Source organism: Granulicella sp. S156, assembly GCF_009766105.1.
Taxonomy (GTDB): domain Bacteria; phylum Acidobacteriota; class Terriglobia; order Terriglobales; family Acidobacteriaceae; genus Granulicella.
Window position 1 is genome coordinate 649,624 of record NZ_LMUH01000025.1, and the last position, 17,786, is coordinate 667,409.

The following is a 17,786-nucleotide window of genomic DNA, read 5'->3' on the forward strand; positions in this document are numbered from 1 at the left end:
GCACGTACCACCGGAAGTAGGCGCAACGTACTAGGGTTGAACGTCGCACCCGTGAAAGAACGATCCAGAGAGACCATTCGCAGGAAGGGTGGCAAGGATGACATGCATGCCGCCATGCCCAGGCTGGCGAGCTGTTTCAAAACCAATACCTTTGTTGGCTCCGGTGATGAGTGCGCTCTGCTGAGACATGGTGTCCCTCCGAAACAGAGACTATGGCCCCACTGCGTATAATACAAATCAATGCAAAGCATTCGCCGAATCGATAAAAAGCATAATGGGCAGCCTGCGAGCAAACCATTGAAAGAACATGCGGCCGCTGGCGCGCCCCTGCAACTCGTTGGTGCAGACCACGGTGAGAGTCACGAACGTGAAGCTTCGCCGATCGATCATTTCAATTTACGTTCGTTCGACCTCAACCTCATGCTGGTGTTCGACGCGCTGATGCAGGAACGCAGCGTTACGAAAGCTGCGGTGAAACTGCGGATTCAGCAGCCGGCGATGAGTCACAGCCTCTCCACGCTACGGCTTCTGCTGCAGGATGAATTGTTTGTCAGGGTGGGACAGACGATGCGGCCGACTCCGCGAGCACATGCCATGGCAGTAGGCGTCAATCAGGTACTCTCGCAGGCCCACCGCATTCTGCTAACCGCGCAGCCCTTTGATCCCAGCCGGGAGGAGCGTATCTTCCGCATCGGTTTTTCAAACGAGCTTGAAGTCATCCTGATGCCGCCACTCGCTACTCACCTTCATAAGCACGCGTCCGGTATTCGTGTGCATGCCCGAGCCGCCTCTCCCGAGAGCGTCTTTCACATGCTCGACGATCACATCATCGACTTCGCGGTTGGCTGTTATGCAGAAGGCACAAGCCGCTACCGGCGCAAGGAGCTCTTTCAGCAGTCGCTTTCGTGTTGCTATAACCCAAAGCTGCTCAAGTTTCCTCGCGGCCTCACGCAGAAAGAGTACCTTGCGGCGAGACATGCACTCGTGTCGCAAAAGCAGGAGATCGAGGGATGCCTCGATGCCGCATTGAAGAAGCTCGATCTTCGGCTCGACGTTGCCATGGCAGCCCCGGAATTCCTGACCGTTCTTACTGCGGCGGCCGAATCGCCATTTATAGCAACGCTCCCAACGCGGATTGCAAAGCGTTACGCACGTATGTTTGGTCTAAAAGTCTGCGAAGTTCCGTTCAATTTAGAAGTAGCTCCAATCGCGATGATCTGGACCGCTCACGCAGACAAAGAACCCGCCTTTGAGTGGATTCGCGAACAGGTTTGTCCCGTGATTGCTGCGGCGCAACAGCTTTAATTCCAAACGTCTATCCCGCGCTCTGCGTCAGCGTCCGCCCCACAGCGGCGCAAACCACGCCGTTGTGAGGAGAGCCGAACACGAATCAAAATCCATCGACATCGACGACCGCCTGAGCAAAGGCCTGCCAAATATCCAAGAGGCCATCAGTAGCAGTTCAGAGGTACAGCGAACCGGTGAGACATTAGCCCAACGGTGAACACGCTGCTCGACTCCTTACACGAGTTCCGGATAACAGAGTAGCGGAAGGCGTGCAGATGTGGGCAGCGATACCTCGATCGTGTACCAGGGCCCCGGAAGGCAGTCCGTCGACTGGCTGAACTGCTTGATTCGTAGCACCAAACATCCCAGGTAAATATTCAGAAAGAAGAATTTGTGTGGAAGCAAACTGTACTAGCGCCAACGCAAGTAGAACCGCCGATTCTTCGAATCGAATTACCTTCCGAGGATGCATTCTTTATTCTCCTGATGAATGGGTTTCTCTTTGTCAGTGAAGGTCAAAGACAGTCCATACGAAGTACAAGAAATGGTCTGACTGGAGTTCTGTTCTCACAGAACTCCACCTCAGAAGCTGAAGCTAGCTTGGAAGTCGACGGTACGATTGGCTGCCGCGGAACCGAAGAAGCCTCCGGAGATCGCGGTAGATTGGCCAAACAGTGGCGATTCAAGTACGCCCACCGGAGCCGCCAGGCTTACGTGGTTGAAGACATTTCGACTCATCGCAGAGAGGGTCAGCGAATAACGCCGCGGTGCCACCTGATCGAGTCTCGGGGGCCCAGTGTTGCCACTCAAGCCTCCTGGCCCAAGACCTCCTCCTGGAGGACCGCCTCCAGGCCCACCCCCGCCAGGTCCTCCTCCGGGTCCTCCCGGGCCACCATTGGAAGTCCCACCCGTGGAGCCGCCTTGGACTCTCGGACCAATTCCAAAGGTCTTACTCAAACGCAGATTCATGCTGAACTGCGCCGGTCCGGTCCCGACGTTGTAAGGAATTCGCGTTGCATCTGCGCTCGGGTCAAGATCGAAGTCTCCGTATGCCGTTTGCAGCGTATCGGTGCTGCTGGCGGTCGCATACGAGGGCCGGTCGTTGTACTGATTGTCTCCATTCAAGTCCTGCCCAATGGTGATGTTGAATGGACTGCCGGAGTTTGCAACCAGAAAAGGGCTGACCGAAATCCCGAAGGGGGCTTGGTAGTTTCCGCCGAGCAGAAAGCGACTGCGCACATCGAAGGTTGCTCGTCCGTAGTCAGCTCCAGGATTTGTCTGATTAGAAGGAAAGTAGGTGGCGCCGGAGGTGTCGGCCTTCGCAAAGTTCAACATATAGAAACCGAAGAGGGATAGCTTGCGGGCCTTGACCGAATAGTTCAACATCAGTTGATTCTGGTTGTACACTCCACCGGATTGAAACTGATAGATGTTTTCGTTGATTCCGTTGGGGCGGACACCCGTTCCCGTTGTCGCGTTGTACGTTGAGGCGATGTATGCATTGGTGTTGTCGCTCAGATACTGATGCAGACCCCGCGAGTTGATATAGGTTGCGGAGACAGTGACGGCCTTCCCAAACTGATGATCGATCCCGACCGCCGCCTGCATGTTGGTGGCTGCTTTCAAATTGGGAGCGACCGTGTATAAAGTGGGCGCAGTCGTGCTGCTGCTCGCGAGCTGTGATGCCGAAGGTGCGTCGGTCGTGAACGTTGGATTTTTCACAACATACTGCTGCTGGTTGATTCCGTTCTGATGAATAGCATCCAGAACGTACGTCGAAGAGAATCGGTCGAAGAACCAACCATACCCCGCGCGGAAAACGGTGCTGGCCTTTTTGCCGTTTCGCGCTCCCGGAGCGTATGCCAGCGAAAGGCGTGGAGCCCAATCGTCATGATCACTGATGCGGTTCTGGCCTTCATACCGAAGACCGTAGCTGAGAGTCAGGTTCGGCCGCAGACTCCAATCATCCTGGAAGAACAGCGCAGCGTCGAAGAGATTGACCCCTGCCGTTGGGTTCCCGGCAGTAACGTCATACTCCGACGGAGTGCCCGCAGCATAGGCGCTGAGGGATTGGTAGATGTAGTTCCCATTGAAGCCAGAGGTGGAGGAGTTGACCTCGTGTGTGAGCCGCAAGCGTGTGCCAAAGTTCAGCGCGTGCTTTCCTTCCGCGGCTGTAACGTAGTCCTGCAATTCGAAGCGATCCTGATTGTCGCGGACTGTGCCAGAGTTGTTTCCTCCCCCCGTAAAGGCACCTTGTACCGTGGTAGTCGGGTCTGTATCGGAGGCTGCCTGGCTATCGCGGTCCGCAGTGTACTGAAAGCGCGTCTCGTTGACGGCCTTCGGGCTAAGAACCTGGGTGTCACTGATCTGAACCGTATTCTCGTAATTGAGCACGTTGTACGCCTGGCTTTGCAATGAGAATCCGGAGACACCGCTGTTGGTCTCTTTTTGGCGATCGAACATATAGCGCACAGTGAGCGTGTTGTTCGCCCCGAGCTGGAAATCAAACCGGGGGCTGATGTCGAGTCGCGACTGGGGGTTCGGAACTGCCAACGTAAAATTCTGTACCGCTCCATCGGATCCAAGGATGTCGGCGTTGATGATGGAATTCGATGCGTTGTCTCGGCGGAACACGCTGGTGAACCAGGATGCGCTCTTGCTTAACGCACCACTCGCATTGCCAGTGAGGAAAGTGGAGTAATACGACGGCTCGTTCGTGACAAATGGGTTCAGCGAATTGAACGCTTTCTCATTTCCATCGATCATGAACGATCCATGGAATTTGTCCGTACCAGGCTTCGTCAGAATCTCGATACGCCCGTAGCCCAGCTTGTCATATTGTGCAGAAAACGGATTCCGGTTGATACGGATTTCACGGATGGAACTCTTTGGCGGCAGTTGACCTCCAGTGAAGCCGTCGATATATATCTGGGCTCCACTCGGTCCAGCTGCGGGGCCAGCGAGAGCAGTCAGTTCATTCTGGAGATCGTCCGGATCGTCTGACAGCGCATCCAGATCCTTGCCTTTGATGACCAGGGCGCTCGCGTTGTTGTCGGGACTCATACTTAAACTTGGATCTTCAGCAGCGACCTGGACATTGGATTCCACAGAAATTACGAGCTTCACATTCTCACTCGTAACCTTGTCGCCGTATACCAGAACGTCACCCACCAGAGCAGGCGTAAAGCCCTTTGCCTTAACACTCAAGGAATAGCGGCCCGGCACAAGGCGTGTCACCTCGAATGTTCCAGCAGCACCACTCTTAAGAGTCCGGGAGAAACCGCTTGCGTTGGAGAGCGTGAGATCGGCCTGAGGTATGAGCGCCCCAGAGGGATCGGCAACAGTCCCTCTAATCGTCCCCGTGGCCACTTGAGCGAGAATGGGAGTTGTCATGCAGAACATCAACAGCACGCCAAGGGCGAATTGAAAAACAGTATTTTTCCTTATCATGATGGCGCCTTCCAGAAGCTTCTTCAGAAGAACGCATCGCACGATTCAGTACAGCCACATTGAGTAACGCTATGTAAAGCTTTGTCACCAACGCCGTGACGATTCTTTACATCGCTGTCCGTAATGCGGGTTTACCCTACTGAGGAACGCAGTTGAGCCATGGAAGATATTCTCCTGATCGATGACGACGTAGAGTTGTGCGAGATGCTGACCGAGTATCTCGGCCGCTACGATCTTCGCGTCTGCGCAGTGCATCGTGGAGACTCAGGGCTGCAGGCCGCGCGCACCCGCCCCTGGCCTATGATTTTGCTGGACGTGATGCTCCCCGGCATGGATGGTTTCGAGGTTCTCAAGCAGATTCGCACCTTCTCCGCCGACAATATACTTCTGTTGACCGCACGTGGAGAAGACATTGACCGTATCGTCGGCCTGGAGATGGGAGCCGACGACTATCTTGCAAAGCCCTTCAATGCACGTGAACTCCTCGCACGCATTCGCGCTATCCGCCGTCGGAGCGAAGCTCCGGCGGCAGGAATCGACTCTCCTCCGCTCGTTGTGGAAGATCTCGCCCTTGATCCAGGAGCGCGGACTGTCCGGCGGAATGGCGAACAGCTCGAGCTAACCGACGTGGAGTTCACGTTACTCGAAGTGCTTATGCGGTCGCCCGGTAAAGTTGTCGAACGCGAAAGCCTGGCAGAGGCGGTGCTGGGCCGAAAATTCAATCCGTTTGATCGAAGCCTCGACATGCATGTAAGCCGCCTTCGGAAGAAGTTGGCCGGTGACGGCAACGGCGAAGAACGTGTCAAAACGGTCCGCGGAACGGGTTATCAGCTTGTCCTTCGTCGAACTCTTGTGCGTGGGAGGAACTGACACATGCGCGGACTGTTCTTCAAAATATTCGCTATTTTCTGGCTGGCACAAAGCCTGATCTTCGTGATATCCACCGCGCTTATCGTGCGGCAGCGCTTTCCGAGTCCGAATATTGTGTCGGATGCGCTCGACAGCAATCTGCGGCACGATGGAGATGCGGCGCTTCACGCGTATGAAGCCGGTGGCTGCAGTAGCTTTGCCGATAATGCAGCTCGACACGAGCCATCCGGTTCGACACTTCTGAAGAAGAGTGGAGAGATTGTCTGCCGCACGCCGAACGTACCTTCTCTTTCCGGTCTGGATACCCATTTCCCGGACAGAATTGATGGACGCCAGATTGGTGGCCACTATGCATGGCTGATTCCAGTTGTATCCAGCGACGGCGCCCCCTACGAATACGTCTGGTTTCAGCCTCCAGCCTCTGCAAGACATCCAGAACCGCATTGGAAATTTCTTCACTACGCCTTTCCTCAGTTGCCTGTCGCCATCGCAGTGGGTGGTCTAACGACGTTTGTCCTGGTACTTCTTTTCAGCCGTCCTCTCGTCCGTCTGCGCAAAGCCGCACGCGAACTTGCGGAGGGCAATCTCGCTGTACGTGTCGAAGCGTCCCCGTCGGGAGCGTTGCGGTCACACTCCGATGAGTTCCAGGGGCTTGTCCACGACTTCAACCACATGGCGGAGCGACTGGAGTCGCTCGTCGGAGCGCAGAGGCTTTTATTGCGCGACGTCTCCCATGAACTGCGCTCGCCACTTTCGCGGCTAAGCGTGGCACTGGAGCTGGCGCGGGAAGATGCGACACCGGAGCTGGGAGTGCATCTGGCGCGCATTGAGCGAGAAGGAGAAAAGCTCAACCAGCTTATCGGTCAACTACTCACCCTGTCTTCGATGGAAGCGAGAGACAGCGTCTCCTCTTTCAAGCCTGTTTCACTCAACCAACTCTGCGAACAGATCCTGCCTGATGCTGAATACGAGGCACAGCGACGTCCCTGTATCGTCATCCTGCAACAGGACTCAGAGTGCGCGATCCGTGGCGACTGGGAGCTGTTATATCGCGCTATCGAGAATGTAGTCCGCAATGCAATCCGGTACACAGACCCAGGCACACTGGTCACAATCAGCATTCGAAAAACGTCTCTGGAAGCAACGCAGCTGGCGACGATCGAAGTAACAGACTGCGGTCCAGGTATTCCCGCCCCAGAACTGGAGCATATCTTTCGCCCCTTTTATCGCCTGGATGAGGCACGCACCTCCACAACCGGAGGATTCGGGGTCGGACTGGCCATTACGGAACGCGCCGTGAGACTTCATGGCGGAACACTGCGAGCGATCAACCGGACAGAAGGTGGAACCTGCATCCAGATAATGTTCCCCACAAATCACCAGCCATGATCCCCTCTTTGGCCAGTGCGCGCCTGATGCCATCCACCGGCCGACCCTCAATAGAAAACCAGAACTGATCTACAGTGATCCCAAAACGAGTTGCACTGGAGAGTGTTGTATTGCTATACCTTGTTGTCGCTCAACATGCAGAGATTCGAACGCTCCAACGTCCTACTGGTAGCAGTTACGCTACTCGAGTAAAAGGGCTGACATGATTTATGTCGAGCATAAACCCGATGCCACGATTAAGAGCTGCGTGCGCTTGCTATGGTACTGCAAAGCTCCCGGGTTGCTTCATACCCACGAGCGGATCTTGCCTCGTGGCGAAATGCAGATCATCGTCAACCTTGCCGGCGATGCACTTACGAATCATAGCCTGGGGCAGGATGGAGCTGTTTCCGCGCTGCCGTCCTGCATTGTGGTTGGCCCGCGAGGACGGTACGACCTCGTTGATACACAGGACCTGAAAGAACTGGTCGGGGTGGTTTTCTGGCCCGGAGGAGCAGCTCCATTCCTTCGTGAAGATGCAGGCGCCTTCTTTGAAAGATTCATCGCCCTGGAAGATGTCCTATCGTGTCGCGAAATCCGCACTCTGTTACAGGGACAGCCATCCCCCAGCCAAAAGCTCCGGGCTTTGGAACGTTGGCTTGAAGCCGGGTTGACCGGAAGACTCCCGCAGAGAAATCCAGTGGTTATTCAGGCACTGAACCTGCTTAGGCAGCACTCCGTGCGCGATGCCGCTCGATTACTTTCCATCAGCGAAAGACGTCTTCATCAGATCATGAAGACTGAGGTAGGCCTATCGCCAAAAGTTTGGAGCCGCGTGCAACGTTTCCAGCATGCGATTAGTCTTTTGCAAGCCCGAACAGAACCAAGATGGGAGCAGCTTGCCCTGGCATGCGGTTTCTACGATCAGTCTCACTTCTGCAATGAATTCAAGGCTTTCTCTGGAATCGACCCGAGCACTTATTCGAATTCACCGCGACTGTGGGCGAATCACATAGCGGAGTAAAAAAGGACGTCATATTTCCGATTCTTCCAAGAGTTAGAAGAGAGTTCTGTGGATCATGAGAACATGACAACCTCAAACGCAATCCCCGTCACTTGCATTCCAGCTATTCGCTACGCCAATGCCGATAGAGCAATCGATTGGCTAAAACACGCCCTCGGCTTTACCGCAAAGGCGGTGTACCGGGATGACAACGGAGTCGTTGCCCACGCGGAGCTGTTACTCGGCAACGGCATGGTTATGATCGGAACCGCCGGACAAAACAAAGAGACATCGCACTGGTTTGTAAAACCGGATGCAGTGGGTGGAGTCACCGCATCGGTTTATCTGATCGTTCCAGAGTGTGACCCTGTCTACGCCACCGCGAAAGCTGCCGGAGCCGAGATCCTTCAGGAGTTGCAAGCGAAGGACTACGGGGGCAAGGCCTTCATCGTCCGCGATCCCGAGGGTCACATCTGGTCGATCGGCGAATACAACCCATGGTCCACGGAATCGTCGAACCAGGATTGATTCAAAGGGCCGAAACGCCTTATGGGATCGAGAAGACCACGCGCGGCTTCCCTTTCGCTTTCTCCCATGTCGCCTCTACTTCGGAGAGCGGTACGACTGTGGTTGCAATCTTCAGGCCTGCCGGCTGAACCGCTTCGAAAACACTCCTGATCGCCTGCAGAAAAGCGGGCAAGCTTACGCTCTTTATTCCGCTACCCATGAGCATGATCGCCGAGGAGCGAAGCGCCGCCCCAGGCAGATCGATACTCTCTTCTCCACTGGATCCACCAACATGAACAAAGCGGGCAGGAGTTCCGTCCTCCACAGTCTTCGCGATGGCCACGATCACTGTTTTTGCGCTCTCACCCCACAGGTAATCGATGACGACATTGATCCCCGAAGCGAAGACCTGCTTCAAAGCGTTCTCGTAGTCCTTAGCTCCCGATGGGTGCAGTGTGCCCAGAGTGAACGGAATGACGACATCAGCTCCAAGCTTCTTCACCTCTTCCAGTTCTTCCGCATTGCGGCCTGTCGCGATAACTTTGGCCGCGCCCAGATGCTTCGCCAGTTGCACAGCAATCCTGCCCGCCGTTCCAGTCGCGCCATTAATGAGAACTGTCTCACCAGCCACAAGGTGCGCGCGCTCCACGAGCGCGGCCCAGGCCGACATACCAGGGTTAGCGATGGCGGCGGCCGTAATGTCATCCAGCGAGTCCGGGAGTTCCACGCACTGTTCGGAACGGATCGGGCAGAACTCCGCAAGAGCTCCGTACGGAGCTTTCGGCAAGATGAAATAAACTCTACGCCCATCCTGCGTAATGCCAACACCATCTGATCCGGCAACTGCGGGAAAGTCCCCATCCGAACTGTAATGCGCGCCCGAAGCTCGCGACCTTGTGAATTGACTCAGTGCGGATGCCCGTACCGAAATAAGCTCTTCCCCTGCTTGTGCGATGGGTGTCTCGAAATCACCATAGATGGGCGCCTTGCCTGCTGCTGGAACCACTGCTGCTTTCATAACCTCTCTCCTTCTTGTTTGTAGTCGAAACTGAATTCCTAAAAATTGAACATCGTTAGATAAACTCTAACATTGTTAGATACGGGTATGTCAAACCCTGTATTCTCGATGTATGAAGATCAACCGGGACATGGTGACGCGGGCAGGACTGAAACTGCTGAACGAGGATGGGCTGGAGCAACTGACCCTTCGCCGCTTAGGGGTAGAGCTCAACGTGCAGGCGGCGACCATCTACTGGCACTTCAAGAGCAAAGAAGAGTTGCTCGACGAGATGGCGACTACGGTCCTTGCCGATGGGGCAAACAATCTCACCCCTCGACGGAGTTCCTCCGACTGGAGAGTATGGGCTTCTACTTTCGGTGAAGGTCTGCGCAAGACACTTCTGGCCTACCGTGATGGCGCACGGATGGTCGGCGGAACAAGACTCACCAATCTGGAATACGTGAAGACGACAGAAAGAATAGGAGCCCAGATGGTCGCATCGGGATTTTCCGTGCGGGCTGCCATTGTTCTGATGAGCACCATCTACAACTACACGCTCAGCTTCGTCACGGAAGAACAGGCAGTATTTCCGACTCCGGGCGAACGATCTCCCCGCTACTCCATTGAAGAGCGGAATGCACGTCTCGACCCGGCGATCTTCCCGTTCCATCGTCAGGCGTCGTCGATTTTATTCGATCGCTACGACCGCCGTTTTCGAGAAGGTCTGGAACTCATCCTGCAAGGCGCAAAGCCAGAAACACCGAGGAAAACACGACAAGCAGACGAGAAGAAATAAGCGAGATTCGACTCGGTCGAACGCTGAAGGGTGTCATGCCGAACGGCCAGATAACCTTCGACTTTTGTTGCTAAAGCAAGTCAGTCATGAAGCGCACAGCTTGAATCTGCAGATCCCTTTCGCCGTCTATTCAGATAGACGGCGAAAGGGATCAGTCCATGTTCTTGCGGCAACTCACCAGAACCATCGTTATCGGCGCCACGGCCATCGTGGTCGTAGCAGTAGTCGCGTTTCCTGCGGAAATATCGGCGCAAGGCGCGCGCGGCAACGGGGGATCCAACGCTCGCTCTGGGCCCGCCGCAGGGGGAGTAGCCGGTACCGTCGACAGCGTGTCCACATCGAGCTTCGCCGTCTTGACGGCAGCGGGGCAGAACGTGACCATCCAGGAGGCGCCCTCTACGGAATACCAGAAGGGAACAAACTCGATTCCGGCGAGTGCCCTTACAAAGGGCGACAGCGTGCTCGTACTCGGGATCGTCAACGGACGATCCATCACGGCCAGCCAAGTTATCGTGCAACCTGCCGACAAGGGAGGATCTGCGACTTCCTCGGCGGCAGGAGTGATCCCCTTCCAGCACGGTGCACCTTCCGCGGCAAAGCAGGTCGGTCAGGTCCCCGCCAATTACAGTCAAGGGTCGGGGACCATCGTCAGCGGAACGGAAGCGAACAAGGCGACCGAAGCTGCATTAGCTAACTACCCTGGGGGCATTGTCGACCGCGTTGTGGAGCTGAGTAACGGCGAATACGAGGTTCACAATATCGGCGTTAACTGGCCGCATCACATCTTCGTCAGCCGCGACTTCAAGGTCGTCGGCGCCTTTTAGCCGCCACAGATTCACGGCTGTCCTTTCACTCGACTAATTAAGGACTGCGGGCTTCAATACCTCCTCGCACCACTGCCGGAAGCTGGTAGGGGTGGTGGATTGTGGAGTGCGCGGTTCCCTGTTGTCCATGCCTTCATTCTTGGCCACCAGCATGTTGATCATGGCTTGCGTCATTCCCTCCGACATCCCGCGGCTGAGCAGCCTGGTCTTCAATGCATCGACCGCCGTCTCCTCAAAGCGCACGGGTTTCCCCAGCACCTCCGACATGATCTGCGCTATGTCGTTGAAGGACAGATCCTCGGGGCCGAGTATAGGGAGGCTGCCCACGCCGCTCCAGGAACGATCGAGCAGCAGCCTCGCGGCAACGCTGGCGATATCGCGTGTGGCGCAGGTCGGGGCCTTGAGATCCCCGGAAATTGGCCAGGAGAACATTCCCTGGCTCTTGATCACCTCCACCTGGCGAAGCATGTTATCTATGAAACCAGGACAAGTCAGCGCACGATAGCTCACACCCGTATGCGCAATCATGTCGTCCATCGCTAGAGTGGCTGTCACATGCCCGGCGTTCTTTGGCCAACCTCGGCCCAGCGCCGAAATACCGACCACCCTCTTTACCCCTTGGCTCTTAAAGGCCTCACAACCAGGCCGGGCGAAGTCCACATAAGCGGCTTCAGCGCTCTCGGCGCGAGGATCCGCAGGAACGAGCCAGAACACACTGTCGGCACCCTGGAAGGCTTTTGTGACAACGTCGAGATCGCTGTGGGACCCCTCGACGACCTCGACGCGTTTCCGCGTCTGCTCAGGCATGCGGGAGGGATCGCGTGCAATAACCCGGATCGACTCTCCGCTGTCGAGAATGTTTTCGAGGACCTGGCTGCCGATATTGCTTGTGGGTGCGGTGACAACGATCATGCTTTTCTCCTCTGATACAAATCAATAAAGTAAACTCTACCGTACCGTTTACTAAGTAGACAGTACCGTACCGTATACCTGTTGTCAAACGAGAGATCAGCGACAATAGGGTATGGCAAGACGAGGCGATCAACTTCGCGAACACATGCTCTGGATCGCCAAAGACGTGTTCCTGGAAATGGGTTTCGAGCGGGCGTCGATGGATGTGGTCGCCAGCCGCGCGGAGACCTCGAAACGGTCCTTGTACGCTCACTTCGAGAGCAAAGAGAAGCTCTTCCTTGCAGTCATTGAACTGGTGAGAGGACTTTTTCTCAGCCGATTAAAGATGCCCGGCGACTACTCAGAAAAGCCTGCGGAAGCCCTGGTGATGTTTTGCGGCCGGTATCTTGAAGTTCTGCTCTACGAGCCCTCCATTCAAATGTGTCGCATGAGCATGGCTGAGACCGAAAGATTTCCCGAGCAGGCAGCACAATATTTCGACGTGCTGCTCACACAGGTCCACGCACGCTTGAGCGCCTATCTCAAGACAACGTTTAGGCTCTCAACTCGCGCCAGTGCTGAGGCGGCGCACAGGCTTCTCGGCCAGATTCTTTACCCGCGATTCCCTCGGGCACTCTTCGGCATGGACCTGTTGGCTGAGAGCTTCGACCGCGAGACCCTGGCCCCAGACTTTGACCTGAAACCTATTCGCAAAGCCGTTGCGGATCTAATCGAGTCTCTAGCAAAACATTGACGATCCACCGCACCTTCGGATAGGTACTGCTGGACGCGCCCAGGGCAACAGACATCCCAGCCGTCAATAAACAGAAGCCACTTACAGTTACCGATTGCACTGCTGCATGGGCGGACGAAGCCAAAGTGGCGTCCTCTGGGGCAGCCGCGCACCAGCAGCGCAAAGCCACTACTGGCACGCAGTCTATTCATACCTAGAAGTAGCGCATTTGTTCGAGATCAGCAATCAGCCCAGGTCCAGTCGGATGCCATCCCAGCCGTTGCTGCGTCAGCGCGCTCGAAGCTGGCATATCGAAGCCCGCGAACATCGCTAGCCAGCCAAAATGAGCTGGTGCCTCTTCCGGAGTGAGGCTAACCGTCGGCACCTTCAAGCCTCGGCCAATGACCTCCGCGATCTCCCGCATCGATATTCCTTCTTCAGCGACTGCGTTGTACCTGCTGCCTGCTTCGTGCTTCTCCAACGCAACCCTGTAGAGATGGGCAACATCAAGAACATGAGCCGCCGGCCAGCGATTGAGTCCGTTCCCTACATACGCCGAGACTCCCTTCTCGCGGGCCATCTGGACCGCTGGAGTAATGAGTCCCTGCTTGACCGTATCGTGGACCTGAGGAAGGCGCACCACCGACACATTCACACCACGCGCCAAGACGGAAGCTCCTGCTTCTTCCGAAGCTTTACGAGGATTCTGGTGGTTAGAATTGTAGTGATCTTCGGTTGCAGGTTGACCTGGAGCAGCGCTCCCCATCCCAGTCCCGGAGGTAATGATCAACGGACGGTCCGAGCCGACGAGTACGTCGCCCATCGCTTCGATGACCTTTCGGTCTTGCTCGCAATTCGCGATGAAGGTCGAGAAGTCGTGGTTGAAGGCAGTGTGGATCACGCCGTCAACCTTGGCTGCGCCACTGCGCAGACTCTCCAGGTCTTCAATATCTCCTCGATGCACTTCGGCACCAGCGGCCTTGAGGGACTCGGCACCCGCATCCGACCGCGTCAGTCCAAGCACCTGATGACCCGCGTTGATAAGTTCCGGAACAATGGCTGAACCGATAAAGCCGGTAGCGCCTGTGAGAAAAATACGCATGATGAACTCTCCTGTACTGCGGTTGAGGAACTGCATTCGCAGCCCGGTCATTCGGTGGATAGGAACGCCATCTGCTCAGGCTTTGAAGTAGTCCGCCTGATCGAGATCGTCGAGTAAGCCGACCTGTGTTGGGTGCCAGCCCAAACGTTCCTGGGTCAGACGGCTAGAGGTGGGATTGTCGATGCCGACGAAGAGTCCAAGAAAGCTGAAGTGCTTGGCGGCTTCCGATGGAGACTTGCTGACGACAGGTACGTTCAAACGCCGTCCGATCAGGCCGGCAATGTCCCGGAAAGGGATGCCCTCCTCGGCGACAGCGTGATAGGTTCCTCCCGCAGGTCCGTTCTCGAGTGCTAAGCGGAAGACACGGGCAGCATCGAACCGGTGCACCGAAGGCCATCGGTTGAGACCGTCTGCCACATATCCCGACTCCTTCTTCTTCCGCGCAATCTGGATAAGCCGCGGAGCGAAGCCCTGATCGCCGGCACCATGAACGATCGGTGGAAGTCGAATCGCCGAGGTGCGAATGCCGCGCGCAGCCAACTCCTGCAGCGTATCTTCCGTCTTGGCGCGGAGAGCGCCCATGAAGTTGGGGTCGTGCGCTTCATCCTCGGTGGCGAGTCGTCCTGATTTCATGGCTAGTGTCCCGAAGGAAGCCACCAGGGGGCGATCCGTTCCGGAGAGCGCTTGTTCGATCGTCTTCAGCGTGTTCCGATCGGTAGCAACGGCTGCTGCCATGAACCTTCGTACGATGCCGCCTGGAGCTCCTCCAAGCAACACGCGAAGGCGCGTTCCGAGAGGCATGTGCGAGATCTTGTGATAGAAGGCGGTGTGAATGGCACCGTCCGCAGCGGCGGCGGCGCGGCGCAGACAATCGAGGTCTTCGACGGAACCCAACTGCACTCGCGCACCGGCGGCCGTCAGCTTCCTACCGGAAGCCTCCGAGCGTGCAAGACCGGTGACCTGATGGCCCGCGCTGATGAGTTCTTTGACAATCGCAAATCCAATAAACCCTGTAGCGCCGGTTACAAAAACACGCATTGTTATCTCCTGAGCTTTCGCATTGGCGTCCTGCTACACATCTAGATGGGCATCGGAGCCATACGATCTATACTGAAGGTCCGCATTATTGGCTCAATCGTCCGGAGGCTGCATGGATCCGCTCTCAGATGTGTTGTCGTTGCTCAAACCCCGGAGTTACGTGGCGGGCGGTTTCGCGGTGGATGGCGACATGGCTATCCAATGGCCAAAGCATCAAGGCATAAAGTGCTACGCCATACTCTCTGGCCAGTGCTGGCTATCCGTAGAAAGCGTTCCCGATCCTGTGCTCCTCACGGCCGGGGACTGTTTCCTTTTGCCGCGCGGATTGCCCTTCAGTCTCTCGACCGATCTGTCACTCACTCCCGTCGACTTCGCTACCATTCTCGCCACAAGGAAGTCGGGTGGCACAGCCTTCAATAACGAAGTCGGGGATCGCTATATTGTCGGTGGCCACTTCGTCCTTACCGGCAGTCATGCTGACATCTTGCTGAAATCTCTGCCGCCCATCGTGCATATCCGGAAAGAGTCGGATAAAGCGGCGATGCGTTGGTCGCTCGAACGTATGAAGGAGGAGTTACGCGATCCGCAACCGGGTGGCGCTCTGATCACCCAACAACTCGCCTACATGATGATCGTTCAGGCTCTTCGCCTTCACCTGGCAGATGGAGCGAGAGGGGGCGTTGGCTGGCTCTTCGCACTGGCGGATAAACAGATGAGCGCAGCCATCACCTACATGCATGACGACCCCGGACATCCATGGACGCTACAGAAACTGGCGGAGCGCGTCGGAATGTCGCGATCGATCTTTGCTCTACGGTTCAAAGAGACCGTGGGGGATACCCCCATGGAGTACCTCACCCGCTGGCGGATGCTACTGGCCGGCGACAGGCTGAAGAACTCCGACGATTCCATCTCCGCAATTGCCTTGTCGCTCGGCTACGAATCCGAAAGCGCCTTCGGTAAAGCTTTCAAGAGGGTCATGGGCTGCTCCCCAAGGCAACACAACCGCGAGAGCCGCCCTGCGCCGCCTCCTTCAACCGCCAGTGAGGCCAACTACGACGATCAGTCGGAACTAGCTCCGGTTGGATAGGGCTTTTCCGTCCCCAGATCTTGCGATAGATATACACGCCAGCTAGTAGAGCGCCGCAGGTGACACATTGAGTGGCTGGCATTCCACTTCGCGATAGCAGCATTGTTGCTACTCAACCCTGATAGCTCGCATGAGTAGCAGCGAGTGCGTGCGAACCATTTCGCCAGATGGGTATCACGAACAGGATGGACATAACAGCCAACGCAACTCCAAACTCCCCGGCGAACCACGCTGCCCTGCCTGATTCAACCGTCATCGAATCGAACAACCATTGGATGACGGCGTTGTGGCAGGCATGCAGCATAACCGCAGGCCACACCGAACCGCTCTTCAGCCGTAGCCATGCTGCCATGGCACCGGTGGCGATGATCATGCTTGTAAAACAAAGGAGCGCTACCCACTTTGGGGCGGTGCTATCGTACGTTCCGAAGAGGATGAGAGGGTAGTGCCACAGTGCCCAGATAACGCCACTGACCAGGGCTAAGCCAGTAAAGCTAAGCCGTTGCGCTAAAGCCGGTACCAGAAATCCCCTCCAGCCAATCTCTTCACCGGCTGCGGAGACGCCGCTTTGCAGAACACCGAATGTCATGATGAGTAAGGCATTCAGCGCACCAGCGCCTGATCCGATCTGGAGCGACTTCTGACTGAGATGCAGGAAGCCTGCGAAGTCGGCAGGCGCGAGACCGGTGGCCCAGACCAGGAGATACGCAGTCGCGGCGTACGCCACAGGCAGAAGATATCCCCAGGACACCGCTCGCGCTCCAGGCCAGTGGAAACCCAAAAAGCTAAGCGGGATGCGAAAGAGAGCACAGCATGTAAACGCTGCAAGAGCAGGCGCCCACATCTCGGTATGAATGACGAACCCTCTGCCAATGTCGAGACGATGGGCGTGCAGTAACAGCAAGGTCCAGGGCGCTGTGAAAAGCGCCGTCAGAGCAACATAGAGAGCGACGAGAAGCGACACGTGAACGTCACGAGACAAGCGAGGAAGGATCGCTGGAGATTGCCCCATCATCGCCGATGGTGATGCCGTACCAGCACTTCGCTTCAATACCATCGCCCTCCTTACCTGGATCTTGGGTTACTTGTGCCCATAGTCGAGCTTCGGATACCAATCGGTGCCCCGCCCTTCCGGCGTCACATCCAACATCAGCCAAAGAGGGTCGAGGTCTGGAGCACCGCGCGGGTCCTGTCCGGGATCAGCCATCGCGCCGCTCAGCTCACCACTGTAGAAGTGGTAAACCGTTCCGTCGCGCCGAGTGAAAACACTGAAGCCGGGTACGTCGGCATCTTCGGGATTGACGTAGGTGCGGGTGTAATCGGCGGACGCATCGGAGACAAACGGGAGATACGCGAACCCGCGTTGTTTCTTGTATTCCGCCAGCCGCTCTATGGGCGAACGCGCCGTAACGACGATCGCAGCCCGTTCGCGCAGATTGGCAGCGGTGCCATTCCAGGAGCTCAAAAACGAGGTGCAACTAGGACACGGCCCTTTGCGCTCTGGACCGAACATCATGCTGTAAACCATCAGCGTATCTTTATCGCCGAACAGACTGGAGAGGCGAACCGGACCAGCCTCGGAGACGAACTCAAAGTCGTGCGAGACTTCGCCCCCCTGGGGCAGCGCGCGCCGCTGCGCTGCCACGCGCTCGACATGACGGCGCAGTTCGATCTCTTCCACGAGAAGCGCATTTCGAGCGGTACGATATTCCGCACTCTCATTAGGAAAATGAGCCGTATTGGTGGCGACAAGCTCCGTCGCAGGTGAAAGCGTCTGAGGAACGGACATAATACCTCCGGTCACATCCTAACGCCATTTCATACTAC

Annotated in this window: 17 protein-coding genes; 9 read left to right on the plus strand and 8 right to left on the minus strand. The window is 56.3% G+C overall.

Annotated elements, in window-relative coordinates; genetic code table 11:
* Window positions 1-30: 30 nt before the first annotated feature.
* Window positions 31-189 carry a hypothetical protein gene (locus tag GSQ91_RS21360; RefSeq protein WP_158823760.1) on the minus strand — a complete coding sequence of 53 codons (159 nt, stop codon included), beginning with the start codon at window positions 187-189 and terminating at the stop codon, window positions 31-33.
* A 51-nt stretch (window positions 190-240) separates the two neighbouring features.
* Here GSQ91_RS21360 and GSQ91_RS21365 point away from each other — a divergent pair, with 51 nt between their 5' ends.
* Window positions 241-1,305, plus strand: a complete 1,065-nt coding sequence (locus GSQ91_RS21365) for a LysR family transcriptional regulator (protein ID WP_158823761.1) — start codon at window positions 241-243, stop codon at window positions 1,303-1,305.
* A gap of 564 nt (window positions 1,306-1,869) precedes the next feature.
* On the opposite strand, the gene GSQ91_RS21370 is transcribed toward GSQ91_RS21365, so the two are convergent.
* Window positions 1,870-4,737, minus strand: a complete 2,868-nt coding sequence (locus GSQ91_RS21370) for a TonB-dependent receptor (RefSeq protein ID WP_158823762.1) — start codon at window positions 4,735-4,737, stop codon at window positions 1,870-1,872.
* Window positions 4,738-4,896: 159 nt separating this feature from the next.
* Here GSQ91_RS21370 and GSQ91_RS21375 point away from each other — a divergent pair, with 159 nt between their 5' ends.
* The 4 genes from GSQ91_RS21375 (at window position 4,897) to GSQ91_RS21390 (ending at window position 8,506) form a co-directional block, all read left to right on the plus strand.
* Window positions 4,897-5,607, plus strand: coding sequence for a response regulator transcription factor (locus tag GSQ91_RS21375; protein WP_158823763.1), 711 nt, complete (start codon window positions 4,897-4,899; stop codon window positions 5,605-5,607).
* 3 nt (window positions 5,608-5,610) lie between these two features.
* On the plus strand, window positions 5,611-6,996 hold the full coding sequence (locus GSQ91_RS21380) for an ATP-binding protein (protein WP_158823764.1): 1,386 nt from the start codon (window positions 5,611-5,613) through the stop codon (window positions 6,994-6,996).
* Between the two features lie 202 nt (window positions 6,997-7,198).
* Window positions 7,199-7,999 carry a helix-turn-helix domain-containing protein gene (locus tag GSQ91_RS21385; protein ID WP_158823765.1) on the plus strand — a complete coding sequence of 267 codons (801 nt, stop codon included), beginning with the start codon at window positions 7,199-7,201 and terminating at the stop codon, window positions 7,997-7,999.
* A 63-nt stretch (window positions 8,000-8,062) separates the two neighbouring features.
* The gene (locus tag GSQ91_RS21390; protein WP_158823766.1) at window positions 8,063-8,506 is read left to right on the plus strand and encodes a VOC family protein; all 444 of its coding nucleotides are present in this window, start codon (window positions 8,063-8,065) and stop codon (window positions 8,504-8,506) included.
* 19 nt (window positions 8,507-8,525) lie between these two features.
* On the opposite strand, the gene GSQ91_RS21395 is transcribed toward GSQ91_RS21390, so the two are convergent.
* On the minus strand, window positions 8,526-9,503 hold the full coding sequence (locus GSQ91_RS21395) for a zinc-binding alcohol dehydrogenase family protein (RefSeq protein WP_158823767.1): 978 nt from the start codon (window positions 9,501-9,503) through the stop codon (window positions 8,526-8,528).
* A 112-nt stretch (window positions 9,504-9,615) separates the two neighbouring features.
* Between GSQ91_RS21395 and GSQ91_RS21400 the strand changes: the two genes are divergently transcribed.
* On the plus strand, window positions 9,616-10,281 hold the full coding sequence (locus GSQ91_RS21400; protein ID WP_158823768.1) for a TetR/AcrR family transcriptional regulator C-terminal domain-containing protein: 666 nt from the start codon (window positions 9,616-9,618) through the stop codon (window positions 10,279-10,281).
* Window positions 10,282-10,439: 158 nt separating this feature from the next.
* Window positions 10,440-11,105, plus strand: a complete 666-nt coding sequence (locus GSQ91_RS21405; RefSeq protein ID WP_158823769.1) for a DUF5666 domain-containing protein — start codon at window positions 10,440-10,442, stop codon at window positions 11,103-11,105.
* Window positions 11,106-11,138: 33 nt separating this feature from the next.
* On the opposite strand, the gene GSQ91_RS21410 is transcribed toward GSQ91_RS21405, so the two are convergent.
* Complete coding sequence (locus tag GSQ91_RS21410; protein WP_158823770.1) at window positions 11,139-12,017, minus strand: NAD(P)H-binding protein; 879 nt, start codon at window positions 12,015-12,017, stop codon at window positions 11,139-11,141.
* Window positions 12,018-12,129: 112 nt separating this feature from the next.
* Here GSQ91_RS21410 and GSQ91_RS21415 point away from each other — a divergent pair, with 112 nt between their 5' ends.
* Entirely contained in the window at window positions 12,130-12,750 is a 621-nt protein-coding gene (locus tag GSQ91_RS21415) for a TetR/AcrR family transcriptional regulator (protein ID WP_158823771.1), read from the plus strand.
* Between the two features lie 193 nt (window positions 12,751-12,943).
* Here GSQ91_RS21415 and GSQ91_RS21420 read toward each other — a convergent pair whose 3' ends face one another.
* Together GSQ91_RS21420 and GSQ91_RS21425 are read right to left on the minus strand one after the other, a co-directional pair.
* Window positions 12,944-13,831, minus strand: coding sequence for an SDR family oxidoreductase (locus GSQ91_RS21420; protein ID WP_158823772.1), 888 nt, complete (start codon window positions 13,829-13,831; stop codon window positions 12,944-12,946).
* Between the two features lie 75 nt (window positions 13,832-13,906).
* Window positions 13,907-14,869: an SDR family oxidoreductase gene (locus GSQ91_RS21425; RefSeq protein WP_158823773.1), complete on the minus strand. Its 963-nt coding sequence runs from the start codon at window positions 14,867-14,869 to the stop codon at window positions 13,907-13,909.
* A gap of 112 nt (window positions 14,870-14,981) precedes the next feature.
* On the opposite strand from GSQ91_RS21425, the gene GSQ91_RS21430 reads away from it, so the two are divergent.
* Window positions 14,982-15,959: an AraC family transcriptional regulator gene (locus GSQ91_RS21430; protein ID WP_158823774.1), complete on the plus strand. Its 978-nt coding sequence runs from the start codon at window positions 14,982-14,984 to the stop codon at window positions 15,957-15,959.
* Between the two features lie 112 nt (window positions 15,960-16,071).
* Here GSQ91_RS21430 and GSQ91_RS21435 read toward each other — a convergent pair whose 3' ends face one another.
* Both GSQ91_RS21435 and GSQ91_RS21440 read right to left on the minus strand, forming a co-directional pair.
* Window positions 16,072-17,016: a CPBP family intramembrane glutamic endopeptidase gene (locus GSQ91_RS21435; protein WP_158823775.1), complete on the minus strand. Its 945-nt coding sequence runs from the start codon at window positions 17,014-17,016 to the stop codon at window positions 16,072-16,074.
* A gap of 24 nt (window positions 17,017-17,040) precedes the next feature.
* Window positions 17,041-17,748, minus strand: coding sequence for a DUF899 family protein (locus tag GSQ91_RS21440; RefSeq protein ID WP_158823776.1), 708 nt, complete (start codon window positions 17,746-17,748; stop codon window positions 17,041-17,043).
* Between the last annotated feature and the right edge of the window lie 38 nt (window positions 17,749-17,786).